At 68.5% G+C, this 20,664-nt stretch carries 18 protein-coding genes and 1 pseudogene; 10 read left to right on the forward strand and 9 right to left on the reverse strand.

Annotated features, from left to right (window positions below; genetic code table 11):
* Positions 1 to 173 precede the first annotated feature (173 nt).
* Together ML01_RS11970 and ML01_RS11975 are read left to right on the forward strand one after the other, a co-directional pair.
* Positions 174 to 911 (forward strand): hypothetical protein, encoded by a 738-nt coding sequence (locus tag ML01_RS11970; RefSeq protein WP_156427682.1) that lies wholly within the window; start codon positions 174 to 176, stop codon positions 909 to 911.
* 99 nt (positions 912 to 1,010) lie between these two features.
* The gene (locus tag ML01_RS11975; RefSeq protein WP_058555638.1) at positions 1,011 to 1,511 is read left to right on the forward strand and encodes a hypothetical protein; all 501 of its coding nucleotides are present in this window, start codon (positions 1,011 to 1,013) and stop codon (positions 1,509 to 1,511) included.
* A 196-nt stretch (positions 1,512 to 1,707) separates the two neighbouring features.
* On the opposite strand, the gene ML01_RS11980 is transcribed toward ML01_RS11975, so the two are convergent.
* Positions 1,708 to 2,796: a phospholipase A gene (locus ML01_RS11980; RefSeq protein WP_058555639.1), complete on the reverse strand. Its 1,089-nt coding sequence runs from the start codon at positions 2,794 to 2,796 to the stop codon at positions 1,708 to 1,710.
* Positions 2,797 to 3,109: 313 nt separating this feature from the next.
* Between ML01_RS11980 and ML01_RS11985 the strand changes: the two genes are divergently transcribed.
* On the forward strand, positions 3,110 to 4,309 hold the full coding sequence (locus tag ML01_RS11985; RefSeq protein WP_058555640.1) for an alpha/beta hydrolase: 1,200 nt from the start codon (positions 3,110 to 3,112) through the stop codon (positions 4,307 to 4,309).
* A gap of 80 nt (positions 4,310 to 4,389) precedes the next feature.
* On the opposite strand, the gene ML01_RS11990 is transcribed toward ML01_RS11985, so the two are convergent.
* The 3 genes from ML01_RS11990 to ML01_RS12000 all read right to left on the reverse strand — a co-directional run bounded on the left by ML01_RS11990 (position 4,390) and on the right by ML01_RS12000 (position 7,488).
* Positions 4,390 to 5,532, reverse strand: coding sequence for an AI-2E family transporter (locus tag ML01_RS11990; protein WP_058555641.1), 1,143 nt, complete (start codon positions 5,530 to 5,532; stop codon positions 4,390 to 4,392).
* Positions 5,533 to 5,678: 146 nt separating this feature from the next.
* On the reverse strand, positions 5,679 to 7,229 hold the full coding sequence (locus tag ML01_RS11995; protein ID WP_058555642.1) for a triacylglycerol lipase: 1,551 nt from the start codon (positions 7,227 to 7,229) through the stop codon (positions 5,679 to 5,681).
* A gap of 16 nt (positions 7,230 to 7,245) precedes the next feature.
* Positions 7,246 to 7,488 carry a glycine zipper family protein gene (locus ML01_RS12000; protein ID WP_058555643.1) on the reverse strand — a complete coding sequence of 81 codons (243 nt, stop codon included), beginning with the start codon at positions 7,486 to 7,488 and terminating at the stop codon, positions 7,246 to 7,248.
* Positions 7,489 to 7,713: 225 nt separating this feature from the next.
* Here ML01_RS12000 and ML01_RS12005 point away from each other — a divergent pair, with 225 nt between their 5' ends.
* From ML01_RS12005 to ML01_RS12015, 3 genes are all read left to right on the forward strand, one after another.
* Positions 7,714 to 9,204: a carboxylesterase gene (locus ML01_RS12005; protein WP_058555644.1), complete on the forward strand. Its 1,491-nt coding sequence runs from the start codon at positions 7,714 to 7,716 to the stop codon at positions 9,202 to 9,204.
* A gap of 28 nt (positions 9,205 to 9,232) precedes the next feature.
* Positions 9,233 to 9,700: a TerB family tellurite resistance protein gene (locus ML01_RS12010; RefSeq protein ID WP_058555645.1), complete on the forward strand. Its 468-nt coding sequence runs from the start codon at positions 9,233 to 9,235 to the stop codon at positions 9,698 to 9,700.
* Between the two features lie 127 nt (positions 9,701 to 9,827).
* On the forward strand, positions 9,828 to 10,322 hold the full coding sequence (locus ML01_RS12015) for a hypothetical protein (protein ID WP_058555646.1): 495 nt from the start codon (positions 9,828 to 9,830) through the stop codon (positions 10,320 to 10,322).
* A gap of 165 nt (positions 10,323 to 10,487) precedes the next feature.
* Here ML01_RS12015 and ML01_RS12020 read toward each other — a convergent pair whose 3' ends face one another.
* Together ML01_RS12020 and gltS are read right to left on the reverse strand one after the other, a co-directional pair.
* Positions 10,488 to 11,063 carry a hypothetical protein gene (locus ML01_RS12020; protein ID WP_058555647.1) on the reverse strand — a complete coding sequence of 192 codons (576 nt, stop codon included), beginning with the start codon at positions 11,061 to 11,063 and terminating at the stop codon, positions 10,488 to 10,490.
* Between the two features lie 86 nt (positions 11,064 to 11,149).
* Complete coding sequence (gene gltS, locus ML01_RS12025) at positions 11,150 to 12,388, reverse strand: sodium/glutamate symporter (protein WP_058555648.1); 1,239 nt, start codon at positions 12,386 to 12,388, stop codon at positions 11,150 to 11,152.
* 241 nt (positions 12,389 to 12,629) lie between these two features.
* On the opposite strand from gltS, the gene ML01_RS12030 reads away from it, so the two are divergent.
* Positions 12,630 to 13,391, forward strand: a complete 762-nt coding sequence (locus ML01_RS12030) for a hypothetical protein (RefSeq protein WP_058555649.1) — start codon at positions 12,630 to 12,632, stop codon at positions 13,389 to 13,391.
* A gap of 169 nt (positions 13,392 to 13,560) precedes the next feature.
* The gene (locus ML01_RS12035; RefSeq protein ID WP_058555650.1) at positions 13,561 to 15,810 is read left to right on the forward strand and encodes a DUF262 domain-containing protein; all 2,250 of its coding nucleotides are present in this window, start codon (positions 13,561 to 13,563) and stop codon (positions 15,808 to 15,810) included.
* Positions 15,811 to 15,919: 109 nt separating this feature from the next.
* Here the strand turns inward: ML01_RS12035 and ML01_RS12040 are convergent, their stop codons facing one another.
* The gene (locus ML01_RS12040; protein ID WP_216819163.1) at positions 15,920 to 17,392 is read right to left on the reverse strand and encodes a GntP family permease; all 1,473 of its coding nucleotides are present in this window, start codon (positions 17,390 to 17,392) and stop codon (positions 15,920 to 15,922) included.
* Positions 17,392 to 18,477, reverse strand: a complete 1,086-nt coding sequence (locus ML01_RS12045; protein ID WP_082674207.1) for a patatin-like phospholipase family protein — start codon at positions 18,475 to 18,477, stop codon at positions 17,392 to 17,394. Before ML01_RS12045 ends, ML01_RS12040 begins: the two co-directional genes overlap by 1 nt.
* Before the next feature lie 186 nt (positions 18,478 to 18,663).
* Between ML01_RS12045 and ML01_RS31345 the strand changes: the two are divergent.
* Positions 18,664 to 19,005 (forward strand): annotated as a pseudogene (locus ML01_RS31345) (hypothetical protein); the annotation flags it as partial.
* 51 nt (positions 19,006 to 19,056) lie between these two features.
* Here ML01_RS31345 and ML01_RS31350 read toward each other — a convergent pair.
* On the reverse strand, positions 19,057 to 19,251 hold the full coding sequence (locus ML01_RS31350) for a transposase (protein WP_162268010.1): 195 nt from the start codon (positions 19,249 to 19,251) through the stop codon (positions 19,057 to 19,059).
* A 167-nt stretch (positions 19,252 to 19,418) separates the two neighbouring features.
* On the opposite strand from ML01_RS31350, the gene ML01_RS12050 reads away from it, so the two are divergent.
* Positions 19,419 to 20,096: an IS1595 family transposase gene (locus tag ML01_RS12050; RefSeq protein WP_254045231.1), complete on the forward strand. Its 678-nt coding sequence runs from the start codon at positions 19,419 to 19,421 to the stop codon at positions 20,094 to 20,096.
* The last annotated feature ends 568 nt before the right edge of the window (positions 20,097 to 20,664 follow it).

Consider the following 20,664-nt stretch of genomic DNA (forward strand, 5'->3'; position numbering starts at 1 on the left):
TTCCGTCGACGCTGCAGCTTTTCATCTAAGATGCCGAGCAGCAGTGAAACGCCCCGCCTGCCGTGGGCTTTGGATCCAAACTGGAGGACTCTTGCGTGCCGCCCACGAACCGTCTATCGGATCATTCGCGTCCAGTCTTTCTGGTCTTGCCCGCCTGTTCGCTGGCCTTGACGATGGCGGGCTGCGTCAGCACGCCCACGGCGCTCGACAGTGCCGCACAGGGTGCGGCCGCCCTCGCTCAGCAACTGGGTCAGGGCATGCCGACGTTGGGGAGCGGCGCGGCGCAATCCGGCGCGGCGGCAGCCGAGTCGAGTGCTCCGCTCACGCCTGCGGAGGAGCGCCTGCGGCGGCAGAGCCGAGCCTTTCAGCGCACGGTTTGGGAAGGCGCGCTGATCGGCGCCGGCGCCGGCGCGCTCTGGGGTGTGCTCGCCGGGGACGACACCAAGGGCATTCTCACCAAGACGGCCATCGGCGGCGCCGTCGGCGGCTTGGCCGGGGCCTACATCGCCAGCAAGCAAAAGGCCTTCGCCTCGGAGGAGGATCAGCTCGATTCGATGATCGCGGACGTGCGCCAGTCAAACCGGGACGCCGAGGCCCTCATTGCCAGCCTGCGGGAGGTCATCGCCGAGGACCGGGCCCGGCTTGCCGCCGTGGAGCGGCGCTATCGCGCGGGGCAGGCCACCGAGGCTGACCTTGCGGCTACGCGCAAGCGCGTCGCCGTGAATCGTTCCATCGCGCAGGACGCCGCGAAGGGTGCGCGCGAGCAATTCGCCATGTACTCCGGTGCGGAGCGCGCCTTTCGGGACAAGAGCCCGGGCACGGACACCCAAGGGCTTAAGTCCGAGCTGACAACCTACAAGCAACAGATCGAAACCCTCGATGGGCTCGCCGACAGCATATCGGTGGCCTGAGCCGGGAGGCGCTGCGCTATGAACCATCCTGCACAGCCCGCTTGTGCGCGCGCAGAACGGCCGCGGCTTAGCCCGCCGCGGCGTCGTCGCGCGGCTCTCTTGCCGGCATTTGCGTCGTTATCCCTGCTGGTCGCCCTCGCCGGCTGTGCGACCAGCCCTGACCCGCGCGACGGCGGCTTCGTCAGCGGCGTCGTCGGGCTCAGCGGCGGCTACCAGCGGCGCATCGATGAGCGCCGCGAGACGCTCAGTGCCGAGCAGGCCGCGCAACGGCGCCTGGCGGTGGAGCGGCAGGAGGTCGAGCTGGAGCGCGACGCGGTACGCGCCGAGCTGCAACGGGCGGAGCAGAAGCTCGCGGCGCAGCAGCGGCGCATCGCCGCCGAACGCGCCCGGATCCTGGCCTTGAAACAACAGAGCGCCGCGGAGCGCGCACGGCTTGCCGAGCTCAAGCGCGCGGAAACCCGCGCCGGCGACGCCAAGCGCAAGCTCCGCGCGGCCGATGTCGCGCGCGATCCGCTGCCGAGCCTGCAGGCCAAGTCCCGCAGCATCGAGCAGGAGCTGCGCGAGATCGACGGCATGGTCACCGCCGTGGGTGGAGTGTAAGCCGGTCGCTATCGACGGTGACGGCATCGCAAAGTTGCCGTGGTAATCCATGATCAGATAGGCGCTGCCGTGGGCTTCGAGAAATTGGCGCACGCGCACGAAGTGGGGATGATTCAGCCGCGCCGGCGTGCGCGCCTCGGCACGAAGGGCGCTCGTTGCGGCTTGTGTCCGTACACGTAACCGATTATGGCCCCGCTCAGCGATCCAGCAGATCGTTCAGCGCGAGGCCGGCGGAGACGGCGTTCTGCTTGAAGTTGTAGTCCAGCAGGGTGTCGCCGTAGCCGGTAAAGCCGACGACGTAGCCGCGCAGCGGTCCGATCAGCGGCGGCGTCATCCAGGTCAGGCGCAGCGCCCCCTTCTTTTCGACCGGATTGCCGCGGCCCATGAGCGAGAAGCTGTGTCCGCCGCGCTTGTAGACAGCGGTCAGGTCGCCGTAGCCGTAGTAGTCCGTGATGTCTGGGTTGTCGGTGTCGCTGGTCGCGTCGTCGATGCGCAGCCACGGGCGCAGCAGCAGCGCGAAGTCGCCCTTCTCGATGCCGATCTCGGCCACCAGCCGGTCCCAACTGCGCGAGATCGGGTCGGCGCGGCCGTTGGATTGGTGGGCATAACCCAAGCTCAGCAACTGCCAGTCGAAGCCGGCGAAGCTGCGCTTGGGCTGCCAGACGAGCTTGAGCTCCGGCTCGTAGTTGGTGTCGCGGAAGGGGCTGGAGTTGTCGCCGTTGTAGAGCTGCCAGAAGCTCTCCTGGGTGTACGCAAACCAGGCGCCGAAGCGGCGGTCGTTGCTGGCCCAGACGCGGGTCTTGAAGCTGATTTGGAAGGCCGCTTCGACCTTGTCCACCTCGCCGTCGCCGTCGTTGAGCGCGCCGAACAGCGGCTCGAAGGGCGCATCGTTGGTGCGGCTCTGCCAGCGCACCGGGGCCAGGTAGTTCGGGCGATAGAGCTTGATCAGATAGCGCTCGCTGTCGGGGTTGAAGCTCCAGGCGCGGGTCAGGTGAGAGGTCTCGAGAGACTCGGCGGGGCTCGCCGGGCCCGGGCTTTCCGCTGCCGGTGCGCGCATCGCCGGCGACGGGCTCGGCAGGGCCGGGAGCGGCGCGCCGGTCGCCGCGAGCGCCGGCGCACGCCCGTGCGCGCGGTCGTAGCAGGCGAGCCTGTCCTGATCGTCGTCGATGGCCGCGCAGGCCTGCGTGGCGTCTTGCGCGTGGCTGTTCGTCGGGACAACCGCGGCGGCGAGCAGCAGCGCTGTGCAGAGCGCCGCGGAGTTCAATGCCGGCATGGGATCAGTCATGGAATCACCTCATGGTGTCTGCTCGGTGCAAGCGCGTGAAGGGTGGGGGGCCTGTGGTTGCCCGCGGGCAGTGACGGGTCGGCCGCGGAGCTTAACAAGCCGGGCGCCGGGCGGAAGGTCCGTCGCTGTGCAAAGACGCCGATACATTCAGCATTCCGAGCGAAGCCGCCCGAAGTGTCGCGGCTCGCGCCCGCTCTCGGGGCCGGGCCAGTTACAGTGTCGGTTGATTCAGAGCCGTCACCGACCAGGGCGGCGGCGCCCACCGGACCCGCTGCGCTATGATCCCACGCCGGTTTCCTTGGCTGCCGTCCCCATGAAGCGAACGACCTTCCGCCTGCTCATCGTGCTCGGCTGCGTTGTCGCGGTGCTGCTCGGCGCCGGGGCCTATCTCTATTTCATCGGCACGCGCACGCTGCTGGAGCATGCGGAGGCGCTGCGGTTCAGCCGGGTGCAGGCGCCGCGGCTGGCGGGCACCGATACCTTCCGGCTGTTCTATGCGTCCAACCGCGTGCCGCGGCCGGAGCTGGACGGCCCGGCGGATGCGCGTTTTCTGTCGGCGCGCCAGGGTGAGCTGGAGCTCGGCAGCTTCGACATCACCCTGGAGCCTGCGCTCGGCGTCGGCATGCTGCTGAACGCGAGCGATTGGCTCATCAACGAGGAGATCCAGCTCAAGGCCGTGCGCCCGCTGACGCGCCCGGCCTTCGTCGGCGAGCTGCGCGAACAGGTACTGGCGTCGTCCTACCAGTCGCTGCTGGTGGTGGTGCACGGCTACCGCGAGAGCTTTCCGTCGGCGCTGCGCAAGACGGCGTTTCTGACCCATGTGCTCGACATCGACTCGCCGGTGCTGTTGTTCGACTGGCCGGGGGATCAGGGGGCGTCGCTGTCGGGCTACCAGCGCGCTCGGCGGGTAGCGAGCGAATCCGGTGCCGAGCTGGCGGCGGCGTTGGCGCTGGTGGTGGAGCAGGTGGCGCCGCGGCGGCTCTGGCTGATCGCCAACAGCTTGGGCGGGCAGGTAGTGGCGGACGCCTTCCAGCACTTGGCGGCAGCGCCGGGCTTCGCGGACAGCGAGACCGAGATCGAGAACGTGATTCTGACCGCGCCGGACGTGGGCCGGCAGGAGTTCGATGCGGCGTTTCGCGCCGAGATCGAGGCCCTCGCGGACAACCTGACCGTCTACGTGTCGGCCAACGACCGGGCGCTGTTGGTGAGCCGGCTCGTGAACTGGAGCCGGCGCCTAGGCGAGAGCACGCTCAACCCGCGCAACCCGGATCAGGCCGTGGTCGCGGCGAGCTTTGCGGCGCTGATGGAGCCGGCGGACCGGCGCCTCACGCTGGTGGATGTGACGCCGGTGAACCGCACGCGCAACTTCCACAACTTCAGCCTGGAGACGCCGGAGTTTTTCGACGATCTGTTCTCGCGCCTCACCCACACCGACCTGCCCGCAAGCCGGCCGCTGTACTTTCTGGAGACCGCGGACGGGCGGCGGTACTTCGTGCTAACGCGGGGGCGGTGATTCGTCGTGGAGCCGGCTTCCAGCCGGCTGCCCGTTCGTGGCGCCGGCTTCCAGCCGGCTGTCCATTCGTGGAACCCCGCTCAGTCCGCCGCCCCGCCGTCGCCCTTGCCAGCGGACAGTGCCGCCGCCGCCGATGCGTTTGCGGCATCCGGCGCGGGCAGCTCGGCGGCGGGTGGCAGTGCCTCGTCGTCCACCTTGATCTCCGGCCCAAGCAGGATCGCGAGGGGCCGCGTGTGTGGGCTCGCATCGAGCAGCGCGATGACGGCGGCGGTGAGGGGCACGGCGAGAAACATGCCCACCAAGCCGAACAGCCAGCCCCAGAACAACAGCGAGATGAACACCGCGAGCGTTGAGATGCCGAGCCCGCGGCCCATGACCTTGGGCTCGATGCCGTTGCCGATGATGGTGTTGATGGCAAGGTAGCCGACGGTAACAAACAGCGCCGTCGGGATGTCCGTCTGCACCAGCGCCATCAGCACCGCCGGGATCATCATCACGACGTTGCCGACCACGGGCACGAAGTTGAGCAGGAAGGCGAGGATGGCCCACAGCGCGGCGAAATCGATGCCGATCAGCCACAGCAGCACCCAGACGCAGGCGCCGGTGCCGGCGCTGGTCAGCGTCTTGATCTGCATGTAGCGGTTGATGCGCGCGAAGAGCTGCGTGATGCGCGCCTCGTTCTCCGCCGTCAGGTTGAAGGCCGCATGCAGCTTGGCGCGCATGCCGGGCGCCTCCAGCAGGATGAACATCACCGCGAGCAGCACCAAGAGACCCATCGCGAGCACGCCGCTCGCGTTGGACAGCATGAGCCGCACCAGGACCATGACCTTACCCGGGTCCATCAGGTCCGGGATGGCCTCCTGCGAATGATCGAGACCCACCCGCTCCAGCAAGCCGCCCAGCTCCTGGCTCAGCAGCATGAAGCGCTCTTGGTACGTCGGAAAGCTTTCGCGGAAGCCCTCCAGCGCCCCGGTGGTGACCAGCGCAAACAGGCTGCCCACGTCCAGCAGCACGAAGGCGATGACCGCAAGTGCGCCCCACTTGGGCACGCCTTTGCGGCGCATCCACACAAGCCCCGGCGTCACGATCACGGCGATGAATACGGCCAAGAGCAGCGGTGTCAGGATGGGTGCTGCGAGCTTCATGAGGCCGATGACGAGCGCGAGGGAGCCCGCGACCATGATGGCCCGCGCAGGCGGGGTGAATTCGAGCTGCGACTGCATGCCGGTGGGTCCTCGTTTAGGGTTAATGCTGCCGGTTGGCGGCTCGTGGTCGGTGCCGGCGCGCCCGGGGGAAGGGCCGAGGGCCAAGGGAGCCCTCCTCGGCCCTCGGCCCTCGGCCCTCGGCCCTTGGTTCAGGCTCTGCCGGGCTAGGGCTGCGCAGGCGCCGCCGCGGCGCGCTGCTGCTCGACCTCCAGCAGCACGATGCGCGTGACCTCCGCCACTGCGTTCGGGTGGTCGAAGCCGCCGTGGCCCGTGGGCACGATGACCTCGGACTCGGCCGCCGCCAAACGCGCGCTCGACACCGGCACGACGCCGTCCGATCCGCTGCTGCCGTCGCCGCGACCGCGGTTGCCGAGGACGGAGTGTACGGGAACCGTCGGCGTGGTGGCGTCCAGCGCGCGCAGGAATCGCGAGCGCGGCGACAGGCCATGAATGCTCGTGGGCAGGCGGCGGCTCTCGCCGCCGGCGATCTGGTTTAGCGCGTGCTCCGTCTCGTTCAGCAGCGTGTCCGGCAGTTGGATCAAACGGATCACCAGCGCCCCCGCGCCGTTGGCCGCGAGCCGGCTGCCGCGGTGCGGCGTGAACAGAAACACCGCCCGGGCTACGTCCGTGCGCGGCTCGAAGATCAGCGCCCGGCGCACGCGGTTGTACTCGGCCAGGTCCGACACGCCGGGCACGATGGTCTCCGCCCGCGTCGGGCCGATGCCCGACACCTGGGCGCGCGACAGGATGCCGCCCATGCTGTGGCCGATGAGGATCATGGGCCGGTCGAGGCCGGTGTGCGCGACGGCGTCGTCGAGGGCATAGCGCAGTTGCAGCGCGGACAGCGGCACCGGCTGGCCGGTCGGGTAGTAAAAGAACCAGAGCTGGCAGCAGTCGCGGATGCGCGGGTCCGCCCAGAGCTGCGTCACCAGCGGCTTCCAGATGTCGGGCGTCGACAACAGACCATGCACCAGCACCAGCGGCGTCTTGTCCGGCTGAAAGGGCTCCAGGAAGACAATGCGCGGCTCGCCGCGGAAGCGCCCCGGCCGCAGCAGGTTGCCGATGGCGGCCAGGGGGCGGATGCCCGTGGCCGTGGTGGCGTCGATGGGCGCGCGCAGGTCCATGGCAATAGGCAGGGTGCCGGCGGCGGTGGGCACTTGCGCCGCGGCATCGGGGTCCGCAAGGGCAGCCGCGGTTGCCGCGCTGCCGGCGCGCGGCTGTGCCACCAGTGTCGCGGGTAGGTGATAGCCGGCGCGCGGCGCGTTCGGATCAGCGGCTGCCGGGAGCCGGGCCACCACCGGCAGGCCGACGCCGCTGCGCCGCAGGCCGGTGTCGTCCCCGGTGGGGCGCAGCACGGGCCGCACGCCGGCGAGCTGGGCTGGGTCTTGCAGCGCGTCGGCGTCTTGTACGCCCGCGGCCGGGTGCGGTGGCGTCGCGGCTGTGAGCAGCGCCGGCAGATGCGCCGCCACGAGCGCGCGATGGCGGGCCTCGGCGCCGGCCTTATCCGTCCCGCGAGCACCGGAGCGGGCCAGGTCATCGATGGACTGCGCAAGCGCCGGCGCCAGGCTGGCCGGGGCGGGCGGGCCGCCGGCCTGCTGCTCCGGTGCCAGCCGCGGTGACGTCTGGCAGCCGAGCAGCCCGAGGGCCAGCAGGGCGGCGCCGAGCCCGGCGAGCGCCCGCCGCGAGACGGGCGGGTCTGTTGATCGACCGGGCATTGCCACGGCGCGCCGATCAGTCGATGTTGCCGCGCCGGTGCTGATCGTAGAGGAAGCCGCCGAGGGCACCGGCGCCGGCGCCGATGAGCGCGCCGCGCCCGGCGTTGCCGCTGAGCGAGCCCATGGCGGCACCGGAGGCGGCACCGAAGGCGGCGGCGCTACCGGCACGGCTGGTGGTGGTGGTGCCGCAGCCGGCAATGCCGAGTGCGACGACGGTGACGAGCGCAGCAGCAGCGAAGGTTCGGGTCAGCACGAGCATGGGTGGGGTACCGTCAGTGGGTTGGGTGGAAGGGCCGACCGGGTCCGCGGTGGCGGACGCGATGTCGGCGCATTCTATGCGCCGAAGCGACGCGCAAACCAGACATTGCCCATTGGAGTTTGTGCCGCTACGCTCAGGCCCGCCACGCGTGGTCGTCAGCCGCAGCGTGCAGCAACCCCCGGCATGCGCCCGTTGGGGCATCACCCGCAGGACAGGAGCCCACCTATGGCCGCACTCATCCGCCTCGGCGGCAGGCTGCTCGGCAACCTAGGCGTCGCGCTGCTCGGCGCCGTCGCCGCGCTCGTCATCGCCTACGTGCTCTGGGCGCGGGCGCAGCCGCCGCTGCAGCTTTGGCACGAGGTGGCGCTCGATGAGGAATTCACCGCCGCCCAGGCTCGCGAGGTGCAGACGCTGGAGGACTATCTGGCGCTGGAAGAACGCCTTTACGCGGAAGTGGACGCAGCGGTCTACGCCAAGACCCCCACCGGCCCGCGCGAGCGCCTGAACCGCTTCAGTGCCGGCAGCGCCGCGGACCCGCGAGCGCGCGAGCCGAACTGGAACCGCACCTTCGAGCTGGTCCCTGCTGACCCGGTCGGCGGCGTGCTGCTGCTGCACGGCATGTCCGATAGTCCCTACAGCCTGCGCGCGCTGGGGGAGGCACTGTTCGGGCAGGGCTATCGGGTGCTGGGGCTGCGCATGCCGGGGCATGGCACGGCGCCGGCGGGCTTGGTCACCGTGACCTGGGAGGACATGGCGGCGGCGACGCGCCTGGGCGCCCGGCACCTGGCCGGCGTGCTCGCCGGTAAGCCCATCCACATCATCGGCTATTCCACCGGGGCGGCGCTCGCGCTCGATTACTCGCTGGACGCCCGCGAGGCCCCGGACCTCGCGCTGCCCGCGAGCCTGGTGCTGGTGTCGCCGGCCATCGGCATCACGCCGCTGGCGACGCTGACCCGGTTCTTCGATCTGATGGCACACCTGCCGGGGCTGGACCAGCTTGCCTTCACGAGCCTCGTGCCCGAGTTCGATCCGTTCAACTACAACGCCTTCACTGCCAACGCGAGCCTCCAAGTGCATCGCATGACCCATGCGACCGCCCGCCGGGTGCGGCGACTCGCCGCGCAGGCGCCCATCGATGGCTTCCCGTCCACGCTGGTGCTGCTCAGCATCGTCGATGCCACCGTGTCGCCGCGCGCCGCGGTGGAGAACCTGCTCCGGCACCTGGCGGCAGGCCGGCATGAGCTCTTGCTCTACGACATCAACCATTCCGAGCTGAAGTCGCCGCTGATCATGATCGACACCGCCGCGCTGACCGAGCCGCTGCTGGCCGATGCGACGCTGCCCTTCACCGTCACGCTCGTCGGCAACGAGTCCGATACGAGCCGACGCGTCGTCGCCAGCCGCAAGGAGCCCTTCAGCACCGGTATCACGAGCGGCGAGCCCCTCACCGGGACCTGGCCCGGCGACACCATCTCGCTGTCGCACGTGGACCTGCCCTTTCCGCCGGATGACCCGCTCTACGGGCGCTATCCGCCGGACGAGCCGGGGCAGATCTTTCTCGGCCAGCTCGCCGTCCGCGGCGAGCGCGGCGTGCTGAAGGTGCCGGCGCAATGGCTGCTCCGGCTGCGGCACAACCCCTTCTACGACTACCAGGAACGGCGTGTGCTGGACTGGATCGGGCAGGCCAACGCGGGCGCTGCCCCGGCCGGCCCCTGAACCGCAACCCCGACGCGGAGAGACTGCGATGCTGAACCAGATCCGAAGCTTCTTTCAGCAGTACCTGACCCCGGACGGCGGCGATTCCGACGCCGCCGCGGCGCATCGGCTGCAGCTCGCCGTCGGCGCGCTGCTGCTGGAGATGACCCGCGTGGACGGCGAGGTACGCCCGGAGCAGTGCGCGCGGGTGGAGGCCGCCATCCGCGAGCACTTCGACCTGAGCGCCGAAGAGACCGCGGCGCTGATCGAGCTGGCCGAGTCCGAGCGCCATGAGGCCACGGACTATTTCCAGTTTACGCAACTGATCAACGCCGACTACAGCGCGCAGCAAAAGGAGGCCATCGTCGAGCAGCTCTGGGCCGTGGCACTCGCCGACCGCGAGCTGCACCGCTACGAGGAGCACCTGGTGCGCAAGATCTCGCTGCTGCTGCATGTGCCGCACGCCGCCTTCATCGCCGCTAAGCATCGGGCGGAGGCGGGATTGTCGGCCGGGTGACGGCGTTGGCACGCGCGATGGAGCCCGCGCGCCGCGAGCAAAGGGTCCACAACTCTTCATTGTCGTTGTCGAGCTTGGCACGACAACGGAACGCCCCGACCGCTTCGGAGACAGAACAGTGACAAGCATGCAATCCACAGGACAGCGTCGCCTGGCGTCATGGCCCCTCGCGGCAGCGGCCCTCGGGGCGGCCCTGCTCACCGGCTGCGCGACGACGGAGCAGTCCGCCGATGACGGCGCCGCAGCAGTCGCGCCCCGCATCGTCGCGCAGATCGACCGGCCGCTGCGCCCCGGTAGCGCCGCGGACCGGGAACAGGAGTTTCAGGATGGCTTCGTGCGCGGTGCCTTGAGCGCGACCGGGCAGTGGCGCCTGCGCGGCGAGATCGAGCACCCGCGGTTGCGCTGCGCGACCTACCAGGTCGGCGTGCGGTTCGGTCGCGGCGGCGGCGACTGCGCGGACGCGGACTGGCAGACGGACACGGCCTTTGCGCCGAGCCGGATGCAGTGCAACAGCGCCACCGTGGTCCACACCGGGGAGGGCGCCGTCGCGCTGTCGCCCGAGCAATTGCGCGCCTTGAATTGCGTGCGCATCAGCGTCCGCTGCACCGGCGCCTGCGGCTGACCACCGGTCGCCATCCCTTGGCGTCGGGCCATCGCTATCGAAATCGAATTTGACGCTGAGCGGACCTGCCAGTTCCCCGAGCGCAATGCCGGTAGTCGTCGGGTGCGGCCGAATGCACCCGGCCGGTTGTCGTCCCTCAACAGGCCAGGCGCACCTCGGCTGCGATCAGCGCATCGTGATCTCGCCCGTCAGCGTCTCGCGGATGGTGGCGATCACCCCGTCGCCGACCTTGAGCTGTCCGAGCAGGCCCTTGTCCGTGATTTCGAAGGTATGCGTGTCGCGGGCGCCCTTGATCTGGACCGTGCCGGCGGCGCTGTCCACGCCGACGATCTGGCCGTAGAGCCGGATCGTGCTGCGCAGCGTGCCCGCCGGCAGGCTGCCCGGGGCCCGGTCCGCGCTGCCGGACGACTGGATGCCCATGGCGCCGGCATCGCGGCCCCGCTGCACCTCGATCAGCGCCGTCGTGACCTCCGTCACCTGGACCTGGTTGCCGATGCGCACCCGATCCAGGCGTGAGACCTCCGGCGGCACGCGCAACACCTCGAACTTGTCGTCGGGCGTGCGCAGCGTCATGAGCCGCGTCTCCGGGTTCACCGCGACAACGCGGCCCTCGATGGTGCTGACCATGCCCATGGCCTCGATGGGCTGGGTGCGCAGGTCCGGCTGGGCCCAGGCGCCCGTGGCCATGGCGAGCGTCAGGGTCAGCGCGAGCGCGCTCGCGGTGTTGGCGTGAGTCTTCATCGGTCGTTGCTCCTCTCGGGTCGGTGCTTGTTGTCTCGGGAACCTGGCGGGGTATCGCGCAGCCCGCCGCTGGGTGTGCTCGCTCGTCAGCTAAAACTCTGCAAAAAGTACGGGATGATCAGCGCGTTGGCGATATCGATGAAGAACGCCGACACCAACGGCACGATGATGAAGGCGCGGTGCGAGGCGCCGTAGCGCTGCGTGACCGCCGCCATATTGGCCATGGCCGTCGGCGTGGAGCCCAGCGTGACCCCGCCGAAGCCCGCGGCCACCACCGCGGCGTCGTAGTTGCGCCCGAGCAGCGGGTAGAGCACGAAGATCGTCACCAGTACCGCGAGCAGGAACTGCGCGGCCAGGATGGTAAAGATCGGCGCCGCTAGGTCGATGAGCGTCCAGAGCTGCATGCTCATCAGCGACATCGCCAGAAAGGTGCCGAGGGCGATGTCCGCAATGAGCGCCACCGCCGGCGTGCGCGATGGCCAATTGATGCCGAGGCGCCGGTAGATCGCCCCCGGCACCAGGTTGGTCAGCAGGATGCCGGCGAACAGACAGGTGACGAACAGCGGCAGCTTGAGCCCGAGCTCGGCGATGATGCCGTTCAGCGCGTAGCCGAAGATGATCGCCACGTGGATTGCGAGCACCGCGCCCAGGAAGTCCATGTGATTGATGCCGGCGGCCGTCTGCCGATCGGTTAGGCCGACCTCCTGAACGTCGTCGAGCAGCGCCGGTGCCGTCGGCGTGAGCTTGTGGCGAGTGATCAAAAAGCGCGCAATCGGCCCGCCCATGAGGCTGGCCAGGATCAAGCCGAAGGTCGCGCTGGCGATGCCGATCTCCATGGCGTTCGCAATGCCGTACTGCTCGGCAATGGACGGTGCCCAGGCGATGGTGGTGCCGTGCCCGCCGATCAGCGACACGCTGCCGCCCACCACGCCCACCGCGGCTGGCAGCCCGAACAGGGACGCCACCGAGATGCCGGTCAGGTTCTGCGCGAACATGAAGCCGATGGTGATGAGCAGCAGGATGACAAAGGGCTTGCCGCCGGCGAGCAGGTCCGCCGCCCGCGCGTTGATGCCGATGGTGGTGAAGAAGTAGACCAAGAGCACGTCGCGCGCGCGAAGCTCGAACTCCACCGCCGCGCCGGTAGCGACATAGAGCAGCGCGAATAGGATGGAGAACAGGAGCCCGCCCGTGACGGGCTCCGGGATGCTCAGCTCCCGCAGCGTGCGCACGCCGTCGTTGATGCGCTTGCCGACGAACAGCACCAGAATGCCGATGGTGACGGCAAGGAAGGAGTCGATGCGCAGCACACCGTCCTGAAAGTCCATGGCACGCGTCCTCTCGGTTCTTGGCCGCGGCGCGACAGCCGCAACGGCGCTGCCCGGCGACGGGCGGAGTTATTGGGACCGGCGAGCAGTCGCTGCCGGGAAGGGCGGCGTCCGCGAGCCGGCATTGCGGCGCGAAGCCTAGCAGCCGGTAACGGCAGCGGCAATTGCGCAGATGTCCCCATGTGGCGCAATCTCGCGCCCTGTGGCGGCTGGCGCCGATCTTCCATTCAGAGGACATGACATGACTTACTGTGTCGGATTGCTGCTCGATCAGGGGCTGGTGATGGCGAGCGACTCGCGCACCAACGCGGGTGTCGACCACATCTCCTCCTACAGCAAGCTGCACCTGTTCCTGCCCGCGCCGGATCGCTACTTCGTGCTGCTCGCGGCCGGCAACCTGGCGACGACCCGGGAGGTGGTGGACCGGATCCGCCGCGACCTCGATCGCGCCGCGGTCGGCGCCTTCGATGCGCCGCCCGAGAACCTGGCGACGGTCAACTACCTGTTCGAGGCCGGGCTTTACATCGGCCGGGTGAATCGGGACGTGCAACTGCTGCACGGCCCGGCGCTGCGCGAGGTCGGCGCGGCACCGGAGGCCACGTTCATATTGGGCGGGCGCATCGGCCACGAGCCGCCCTCGCTGCTCTTAATCTACCCGCAGGGCAACGCCATCGCCGCCACGCCGGAGACGCCATACCTGCAGATCGGCGAGAGCAAGTTCGGCAAGACGGACCTGGACCGCTTCGCGCACCCGGGCCTGTCGCTGGAGGACGGCGCGCGCCTCTGTCTGGTCTCGCTGGATAGCACCGCGCGCGCCAATCTCACCGTCGCGCCGCCCTTCGAGGTGGTGCTCTGCCCGCGCGACGCCATGGGGCCGAGCCAGCGCCTCAAGCTCGACGCGCGCTCGCCGGACCTGACGGCGCTCACCGAGAGCTGGGAGGCGAGCCAGCGCCAGGCCTTCGCGGCGCTGCCGGCGTTCGCGTGGGAGGCGCCGCCGGCCTGAGCCCGCGGATGGGTAAATCGCAGCGTGCCCATGCAACCGGCGCGAGGCCCGCCTCTGGACCGCGACCGACGCGCTGCGCACCAAACCCAAGCCGTAGGATAGGCAAAGCGCAGCGTGCCCATGCGGCCGGCTCGGACCCCAAAGCCATCGCCATCAAGGACCAACTCACATGAGCGACACCGTCTTCACCAACGTCGGTTACACCCTCGGCGCCCTGATGGACGCGGTAGCGATGGGCACCATCGGGCTGCCGGACATCCAGCGGCCGTTCGTGTGGAAGAACGCGAAGGTGCGCAACCTGTTCGACTCCATGTACCGCGGCTACCCTGTGGGCTATCTCCTGTTGTGGGAGAACGCAAACGTCGAGGACTCCAAAACGATCGGCGCCGGCGACAAGCAAAAGGTGCCGAGCCTGTTGATCGTGGACGGTCAGCAGCGGCTGACCTCGCTGTTCGCTGTGGTGAAGGGCGTGCCGGTGGTGCGGGAGAACTATGCATCCGAGCTAATTGAGATCGCCTTCAGTCCGCTGACCGAGAAGTTCGAGGTGGCGGATGCCGCCATCCGGCGGGACAAGAGCTTTATCCCGAACATCTCGGTGCTGTGGAGCCCGGAGACCGACCTGTTCGAGCTGGTGGAAGGCTACCTCGATGCCCTCGGCGGCGTGCGGGAGATCACGCCGGACGAGAACAAGCGCATCAAGCGCGCCGTCACCAAGCTGCAGAACCTTCTAAGCTTCCCATTCAATACGCTGGCGCTCGCGGCCAATATCGACGTAGAGCAGGTCTCCGAGGTTTTCGTCCGCATCAACAGCGAGGGCAAGTCGCTCAATCAGGCGGACTTCATCCTGACCCTGATGTCTGTTTTCTGGGACGAGGGCCGGGCGCGGTTGGAGGACTTCTGCCGCCAAGCCCGCAAGCCTGCCGCGGGCAAGCCGTCGCCCTTCAACCATTTCATCGAGCCTAGCCCGGACCAGCTTCTGAAGGTGAGCGTCGGGGTGGGGTTTCGCCGCGCGCGCCTGAAGGCCGTCTACTCGGTGCTGCGCGGCAAGGATCTGGATACGGACATCCCGATCAAAGAGATGCGGGACGCCCAGTTCGCCGTGCTTGGGCAGGCCCAAGCGCGGGTGCTGAACCTCCAGCACTGGCACGACTTCTTCAAAGCCGTCATGCGGGCGGGATTCCGCAGTGGGCGGATAATCAGCTCCCAGAACAATCTCCTGTTCGCCTACATGCTCTACCTGCTGGGCAGGACGGAGTACGGCGTCGAGGAGTACGAGCTGCGGCGCCTCATCGCCCAGTGGTTCTTTATGACGGCGCTGACCGGTCGCTACTCCAGCTCGCCGGAGTCCACGATGGAGTTCGACCTGGCCCGCTTCCGACAGGTTAAGGATGCGGATGCCTTCGTCGGCACCCTCAGGTCGATCTGCGACGCCACGCTTACGAGTGACTTTTGGGGCATCACCCTACCCACGGAGCTGGCGACCTCCGCGGCACGCAGCCCCTCAATGTTCGCTTTCTTCGCGGCCCTGAACCTGCACGAGGCGCGCGTGCTGTTCTCGGATCACAAGGTCTCGGAGCTGATGGACCCGGCCACCCAAGCCCACCGCGCCTCGTTGGAGCGGCACCACCTCTTCCCCAAGGCGCACCTGGCCAGCCTGGGCATCACGGACACTCGCGAGACGAATCAGATCGCGAACTTCACCATGGTGGAGTGGGGCGACAACGCCAAGATCGCCGACAAGCACCCGGCGGAGTATGTGCCCGAGCTGAGCGCGCGGTTCAGCGGAAAGGATCTGGAGCGCATGTACTACTGGCACGCCCTGCCGGACGGTTGGGAGCAGATGGAGTATCGTGACTTCCTGCGCCAGCGCCGGGAACTCATGGCGCATGTGATCCGAGACGCCTACCGCGGCCTCGCCGGGGACGCGCAGACGACAGCCGACATTGTGCCCGTGGATGTTCTCGTGACTCAGGGCGAGTCGACCACGGTGGAGCTCAAATCCACCCTGCGGATCAATCTGCACACGGGCGAGAAGGACCCGCGAATGGAGCTGTCGGTGCTCAAGACCATCGCGGCCTTCGTGAACTCATCTGGCGGGACACTCATCGTTGGTGTCGCGGACGACGGCAACCCGGTGGGAATCGGTGTGGACCAGTTCCCGAATGAAGACAAGATGTATCTGCACCTGGTCAACCTGATCAAAGAGCGCATGGGTGCGAAGCACATGATGTACATCCACCCTCGGTTCGACGACTTCGACCACTCGCGGGTGCTGGTGGTGGAGTGCTTGCCGGCGAAGTCCCCGGTCTTCGTCAAAGATGGTCAGACTGAGCGGTTCTACATGCGGACCGGAGCGGCGACCGCCGAGCTGACGGGGAGCCAGGCCCAGGACTTCATCAAGCAGCGGTTCGGTAACTGACGGGACGGTGAGCGATGAGCCCGGCTGGCTCTACCGAAGACGCTCTTGGACGAGCAGCCGGTCATCGCCCGACTGGCCGAGCCGCCTGATCGAGCCAAAGCTGCGCCGCTCAAAACGACCCGAACAGCGTCCCCAGCACGATCACCGCCGCCAGCGCCAGCAGCGCGCCGACGATGGACACCATGACGATGTCGCGATAGCTCTCGCGGTGCGTGCTGCCGCAGACGGCGAGCAGCGTCACCACCGCGCCGTTGTGCGGCAGCATGTCCAGCGTGCCGGCGCCGATGACCGAGACGCGGTGCATCAGCGCCGGGTCGATGCCCAAGTCCGCTGCGAGCGCCATGTAGGTCGCGCCCAGCGCCTCCAGCGCGATGGTGAGCCCGCCGGACGCGGAGCCGGTCAGCGCGGCGAGCACGTTGGTGGACACCGCCAGCGACACCAGCGGCCCGCCCTGGATGCCGAGCACCCAGTCGCTCACGAGCTGAAACGCGGGCAGGGCGGCGATGACGGTGCCGAAGCCCACCAGGCTCGCGACGCTCACGATCGGCAGCACGGAGGCGTTGACGCCGGCATCGACGCTCGCGCGCAGGTCCGCCAGCCGGCGCCGATTGAGCGCGATCAGCACCAGGATGGCCGCCGCCAGCGCGACGCTGACCGACCAGATGCCGCTGACGGCTGCCGGCGTCGTCGCGCCGAAGCGTTCCTCAGCGAGAAAGCCCAGGTCCAGGTTCGGCAACACCAGCGCCGTCATGGTCAGGTTCACGGCGAGCACCACCAGCAGCGGCAGCACGGCCACCAGCACCCCGGGTCGGTTCGCGCATTCGGCGCCGCGCTGCACCTCCGCCGGGTCGAACTCCCGCGCCACCGTCGCGCGCTCGCGCACCATCGGGTCCGTGGCCGCTTGCTCTGCGCTGGCGCCACCGCTCGCCACCGCCTCGAAGCCCTCGCCGCGCCGACGCGCGGCGGCCTCCACCCGCCCCAGCCACCAGAGCCCGAACAGCACCGTAATGACCGTGGCGATGACGCCGAGCCCGGGCGCCGCGAACGGCGTCGTGCCGAAGAAGGGCATCGGGATCGCGTTCTGTACTGCTGGCGACCCCGGCAGCATGGACATCGTGAACGTGGACGTGCCGAGCGCGATGGCCGCTGGCATCAGCCGGCGCGGGATGCCGGCGTCGCGGAACAGCGCGGTCGCCATGGGCACCAGCACGAAGAACGCGACGAACAGGCTGACGCCGCCATAGGTGACCAGGGCGCCGGCAATGACTACCGCCAGGATGCCGCGGCGCGGCCCGAGCTTGTCGCCGATGAAGCCCGCGACGGTCTGCACCGAGCCCGAGTCCTCCATCAGCTTGCCGAACAGGGCACCGAGCAGAAAGATCGGGAAGAACTGCGCAATGAAGCCGGCGGCGCCGGCCATGAAGGTCTGCGTCCAATTGGCCAGCAGCGGCTCGAAGGCAAAGGCCGCCGCCAGCATCGCCGCGAGCGGCGTCAAGAGCAGCACGCTCCAGCCGCGGTAGGCGAGCCAGATTAAGAGCCCAAGGCCGACCAGGATGCCGAGCAGTCCCAGCACCGAATCCATCACACGCCCTCCAGCAGGTAGTCCAGGTCCAGCGTCGCGCGCTGGCCGAGGTCGTCGCCGTGTTGATCCAAAAACTCGCTCGTGGAGCGCTGTCCTTCGTCCCGCAGCATGGTCAGGAAGGCCCATTCCGCATTGAGCTTGGAGGAATAGCCGAGCTCCACCATGCGTTCGGAGTTGATCCGGTGCATGCGCATGTCGGCCCAGAGCGCGCCCTCGCAATGGCCGGGGTCGGCCACCTGGCGCAGCAGCGCGATCATGCGCAGCTCTTTCAGCAGCGGCGCGTTGAAGGAGATCTCGTTGACGCGGCTCAAGATATCCCCCGCCGACCGGGGCACGCCGGGGCGCTCCACCGGATTGATCTGCACCAGGATGGTGTCGTGGGCGCTGCACTCGCGCACCAAGGGCGAAATGGTCGGGTTGCCCGAATAGCCGCCGTCCCAATAGGCCTCGCCGTCGATCTCGATGGCCTGGAACATCTGCGGCAGGCAGGCGGACGCCAAAAGCGCATCCGGGGTCACGTCCGCGTTGCGGAATATCCGCGGGCGGCCGGTGCTCACGGACGTGGCCGTGATGAAGACCTTGACGGGCGAGGTCGCGAGCCGCTCGAAGTCGATGGATGCGGCGAGGATCTCACGCAGCGGATTCCAGCCGCTCGGGTTCAGGTCGTAGGGCGAGAACACCCTGGAGGCCATGTCCAGCGCGAAGAAGGCGGGCGAGTAGTCGAGCGTCCAGCGCCCGAGCAGCATGTCGAGCGGCGTGCGCTTGAGCGGGCTCAGCATGGCGCCGTCCGACACCCGCCGCCAGAAGTCCGTGAGCGCCTGCCGCGCCCCGTCGGCGCCGCCCACGGCCATGCCGCTCGCGAACACCGCCGCGTTCATGGCCCCGGCGGAGGTGCCGGAGATGCCGTCGATGCGCAGGTGCTGCTCCTCCAGTAGCCGCTCCAGCACGCCCCAGGCAAAGGCGCCGTGGGCGCCGCCGCCTTGCAGCGCGATGTCCACCGCGAGGCGGTCGTCGGGTTGTGATGCGCCCGCCGGGTCCGGTGCGGTCGCGGGGTCTTGACAGGCTTCCGGTATTGGCTGAGGCATGGGTTTCGCTGCGGGCTCGGTGGGGAGACATGCTCGCGGCCGACGGCCGCTAGCCGGCCCGAGTCTAGCAACCTTGCATGACGAATCGATAGCCAAGCGGCCCGGCCGCAGTGCTGCCGGACGTGCTCTCGCCCGGCGCGACCCGCTGCTCGGCGCGCTGCTGACGGCGCTGATGCTCAGTGCGGGATGGCTCCGACTTCCAAGCCCCGCCGCCCGTGTCCTCGCTCTTACACTTGTTCGCGGGTGCCCGCTTCCCGCGGACCGGTACTCGGATCTCCCTGGTTGCCGCGCGTTCTCGATCTCAGTATCCACACGGTCAGGCTCGATACGGCCTTGGATACCGGGGAGTCCCCGTGCCGCTCGCCATGGCGCGACACGGATTGTTGCCTGCCGGAGGCACAAACCCGTCGGCACTCACCAACCAAATTCTCAGAGATCGGAGCGGACATCCCTGCGTATCTTGATGCGGTACTCGAAGTGGGCGCCCCGCCCCTGGTCCGCGATGCGCTGGGCGTGAGCGCCCGCGCGCGTGGCATGAGCCAACTCGCGCGCGCTACCGGGCTGACCCGCGAGGGGTCTTTACAAGGCACTGTCCGCGGAGGGCAACCCGGAGTTTTCAACGGTCCCGCACCGCGTCGCACGCCGGCCTTCACCGCGTTGACCAGGCCCAACCGGCTCACTACAGTCAAGCACGTCGAAGCCCCCGTCGATGACACAGCAGTGGTCATGCACATGGCGGTTGAGGGACGCACCGAAGCGGTGGATGAAGCTCACCGCCCCGAAGCGGGCATGTGCGCTGGCGCGACTGCTGCGGCGCAGATGGGTCTTGATGACGCGCAGGAGGATTCGCAGGACGGCGCTGAGGGCCTGCGGCTCGCGCTCCCCCTGATCTCAAACGGGCCAGCGCAGCCGTTTCGGCACCGACGACCTGGTTTCTGGCCATGCTCTTCCTCGCCCAGCAGAAGAACGGCATCGCCGCGCTTGAGCTCAAGCGCCATCTCGGCGTGTCGTCTCTCACTGCGTGGCGAGTCAAGCACAAGCTGCTGCAAGTCATGAAGGAGCGGGACGACAGCCGGCAACTGTGCGGTGTGATCGAGGTCGACGATGCCTACTGGGGCGGCGAGCGCCACGACGACACGCCGGGGCGCGGCTCGCCGAACAAAGTGCCCTTCATCGCCGCCTTGGCCTGCAACGACGAGGGCCACCCGATCGCGCTGCGCCTGGGCAAAGTAGCCGGTTTCCGCAAGGCGGAGGCCGAGCGCTTCGCCAAGCCCCACTTCGACCCCGATGCGATCGTCCTCGGCGACGGGCTCGCCTGCTTTCGCGGCTTCGCCAGCGCCGGCTTCGAGCACCAGCCGGTGGTGATCGGCGGCGGACACCGCAGCATGGCGTTGCCGGAGCTCCACTGGCTCAACACCGTGCTCGGCAACGTCAAGAACGCCATGCGCGGCACCTATCATCACGCCGGCGGCCAGCACCTGCCACGCTGCCTCGGCGAGTTCTGCTACCGCTTCAACCGCCGTTTCGACCTCGCCGCCATGCTCCCGCGTCTCGCCGGGGCCGCCGTCCGTACGCCACCCATGCCACACCGGCTGCTGGTCGTGGCTGAGGCATGTTAATAATCAGGCGCCACGTTGGGTGTCGGCCAAGGCGAACCGCCGATCATCATCTTCGAAGAACACCGCAGTGCGATCGATCCCGCGCAGGATCACATGCATGGGATAGCCGGCGCCGACAATGCGGGCGCGTCTGGGCACCAGGGCAGGGCGAGAGCAAGCGCTGAGGTGGCGGAAAGCTTAGCAGAGAAATGTGGTCTGTCCCTGTTTTCCGTGCTGTTTTCCGTGTCTGTTTTCCGTGTCCCTGTTTTCCGACTAGCAGAGAAATGTGGTCTGTCCCTGTTTTCCGGATCACATGCATGGGATAGCCGGCGCCGACAATGCGGGCGCGTCTGGGCACCAGGGCAGGGCGAGAGCAAGCGCTGAGGTGGCGGAAAGCTTAGCAGAGAAATGTGGTCTGTCCCTGTTTTCCGGAGGTGGCGGAAAGCTTAGCAGAGAAATGTGGTCTGTCCCTGTTTTCCGACTCTTGACTCATCTGCAAACTCTCAAACTGAGGTATGCCCGACAAGCGGGCTCGAGACCGCGCCGGCGCCGACTGGGAGCGCCGGCTTTCAGCCGGCTTCGCGTGCCG

Origin of the sequence: Thiohalocapsa sp. ML1, from assembly GCF_001469165.1 — a bacterium.
In the GTDB taxonomy this organism is placed as follows: Bacteria; Pseudomonadota; Gammaproteobacteria; order Chromatiales; family Chromatiaceae; genus Thiohalocapsa.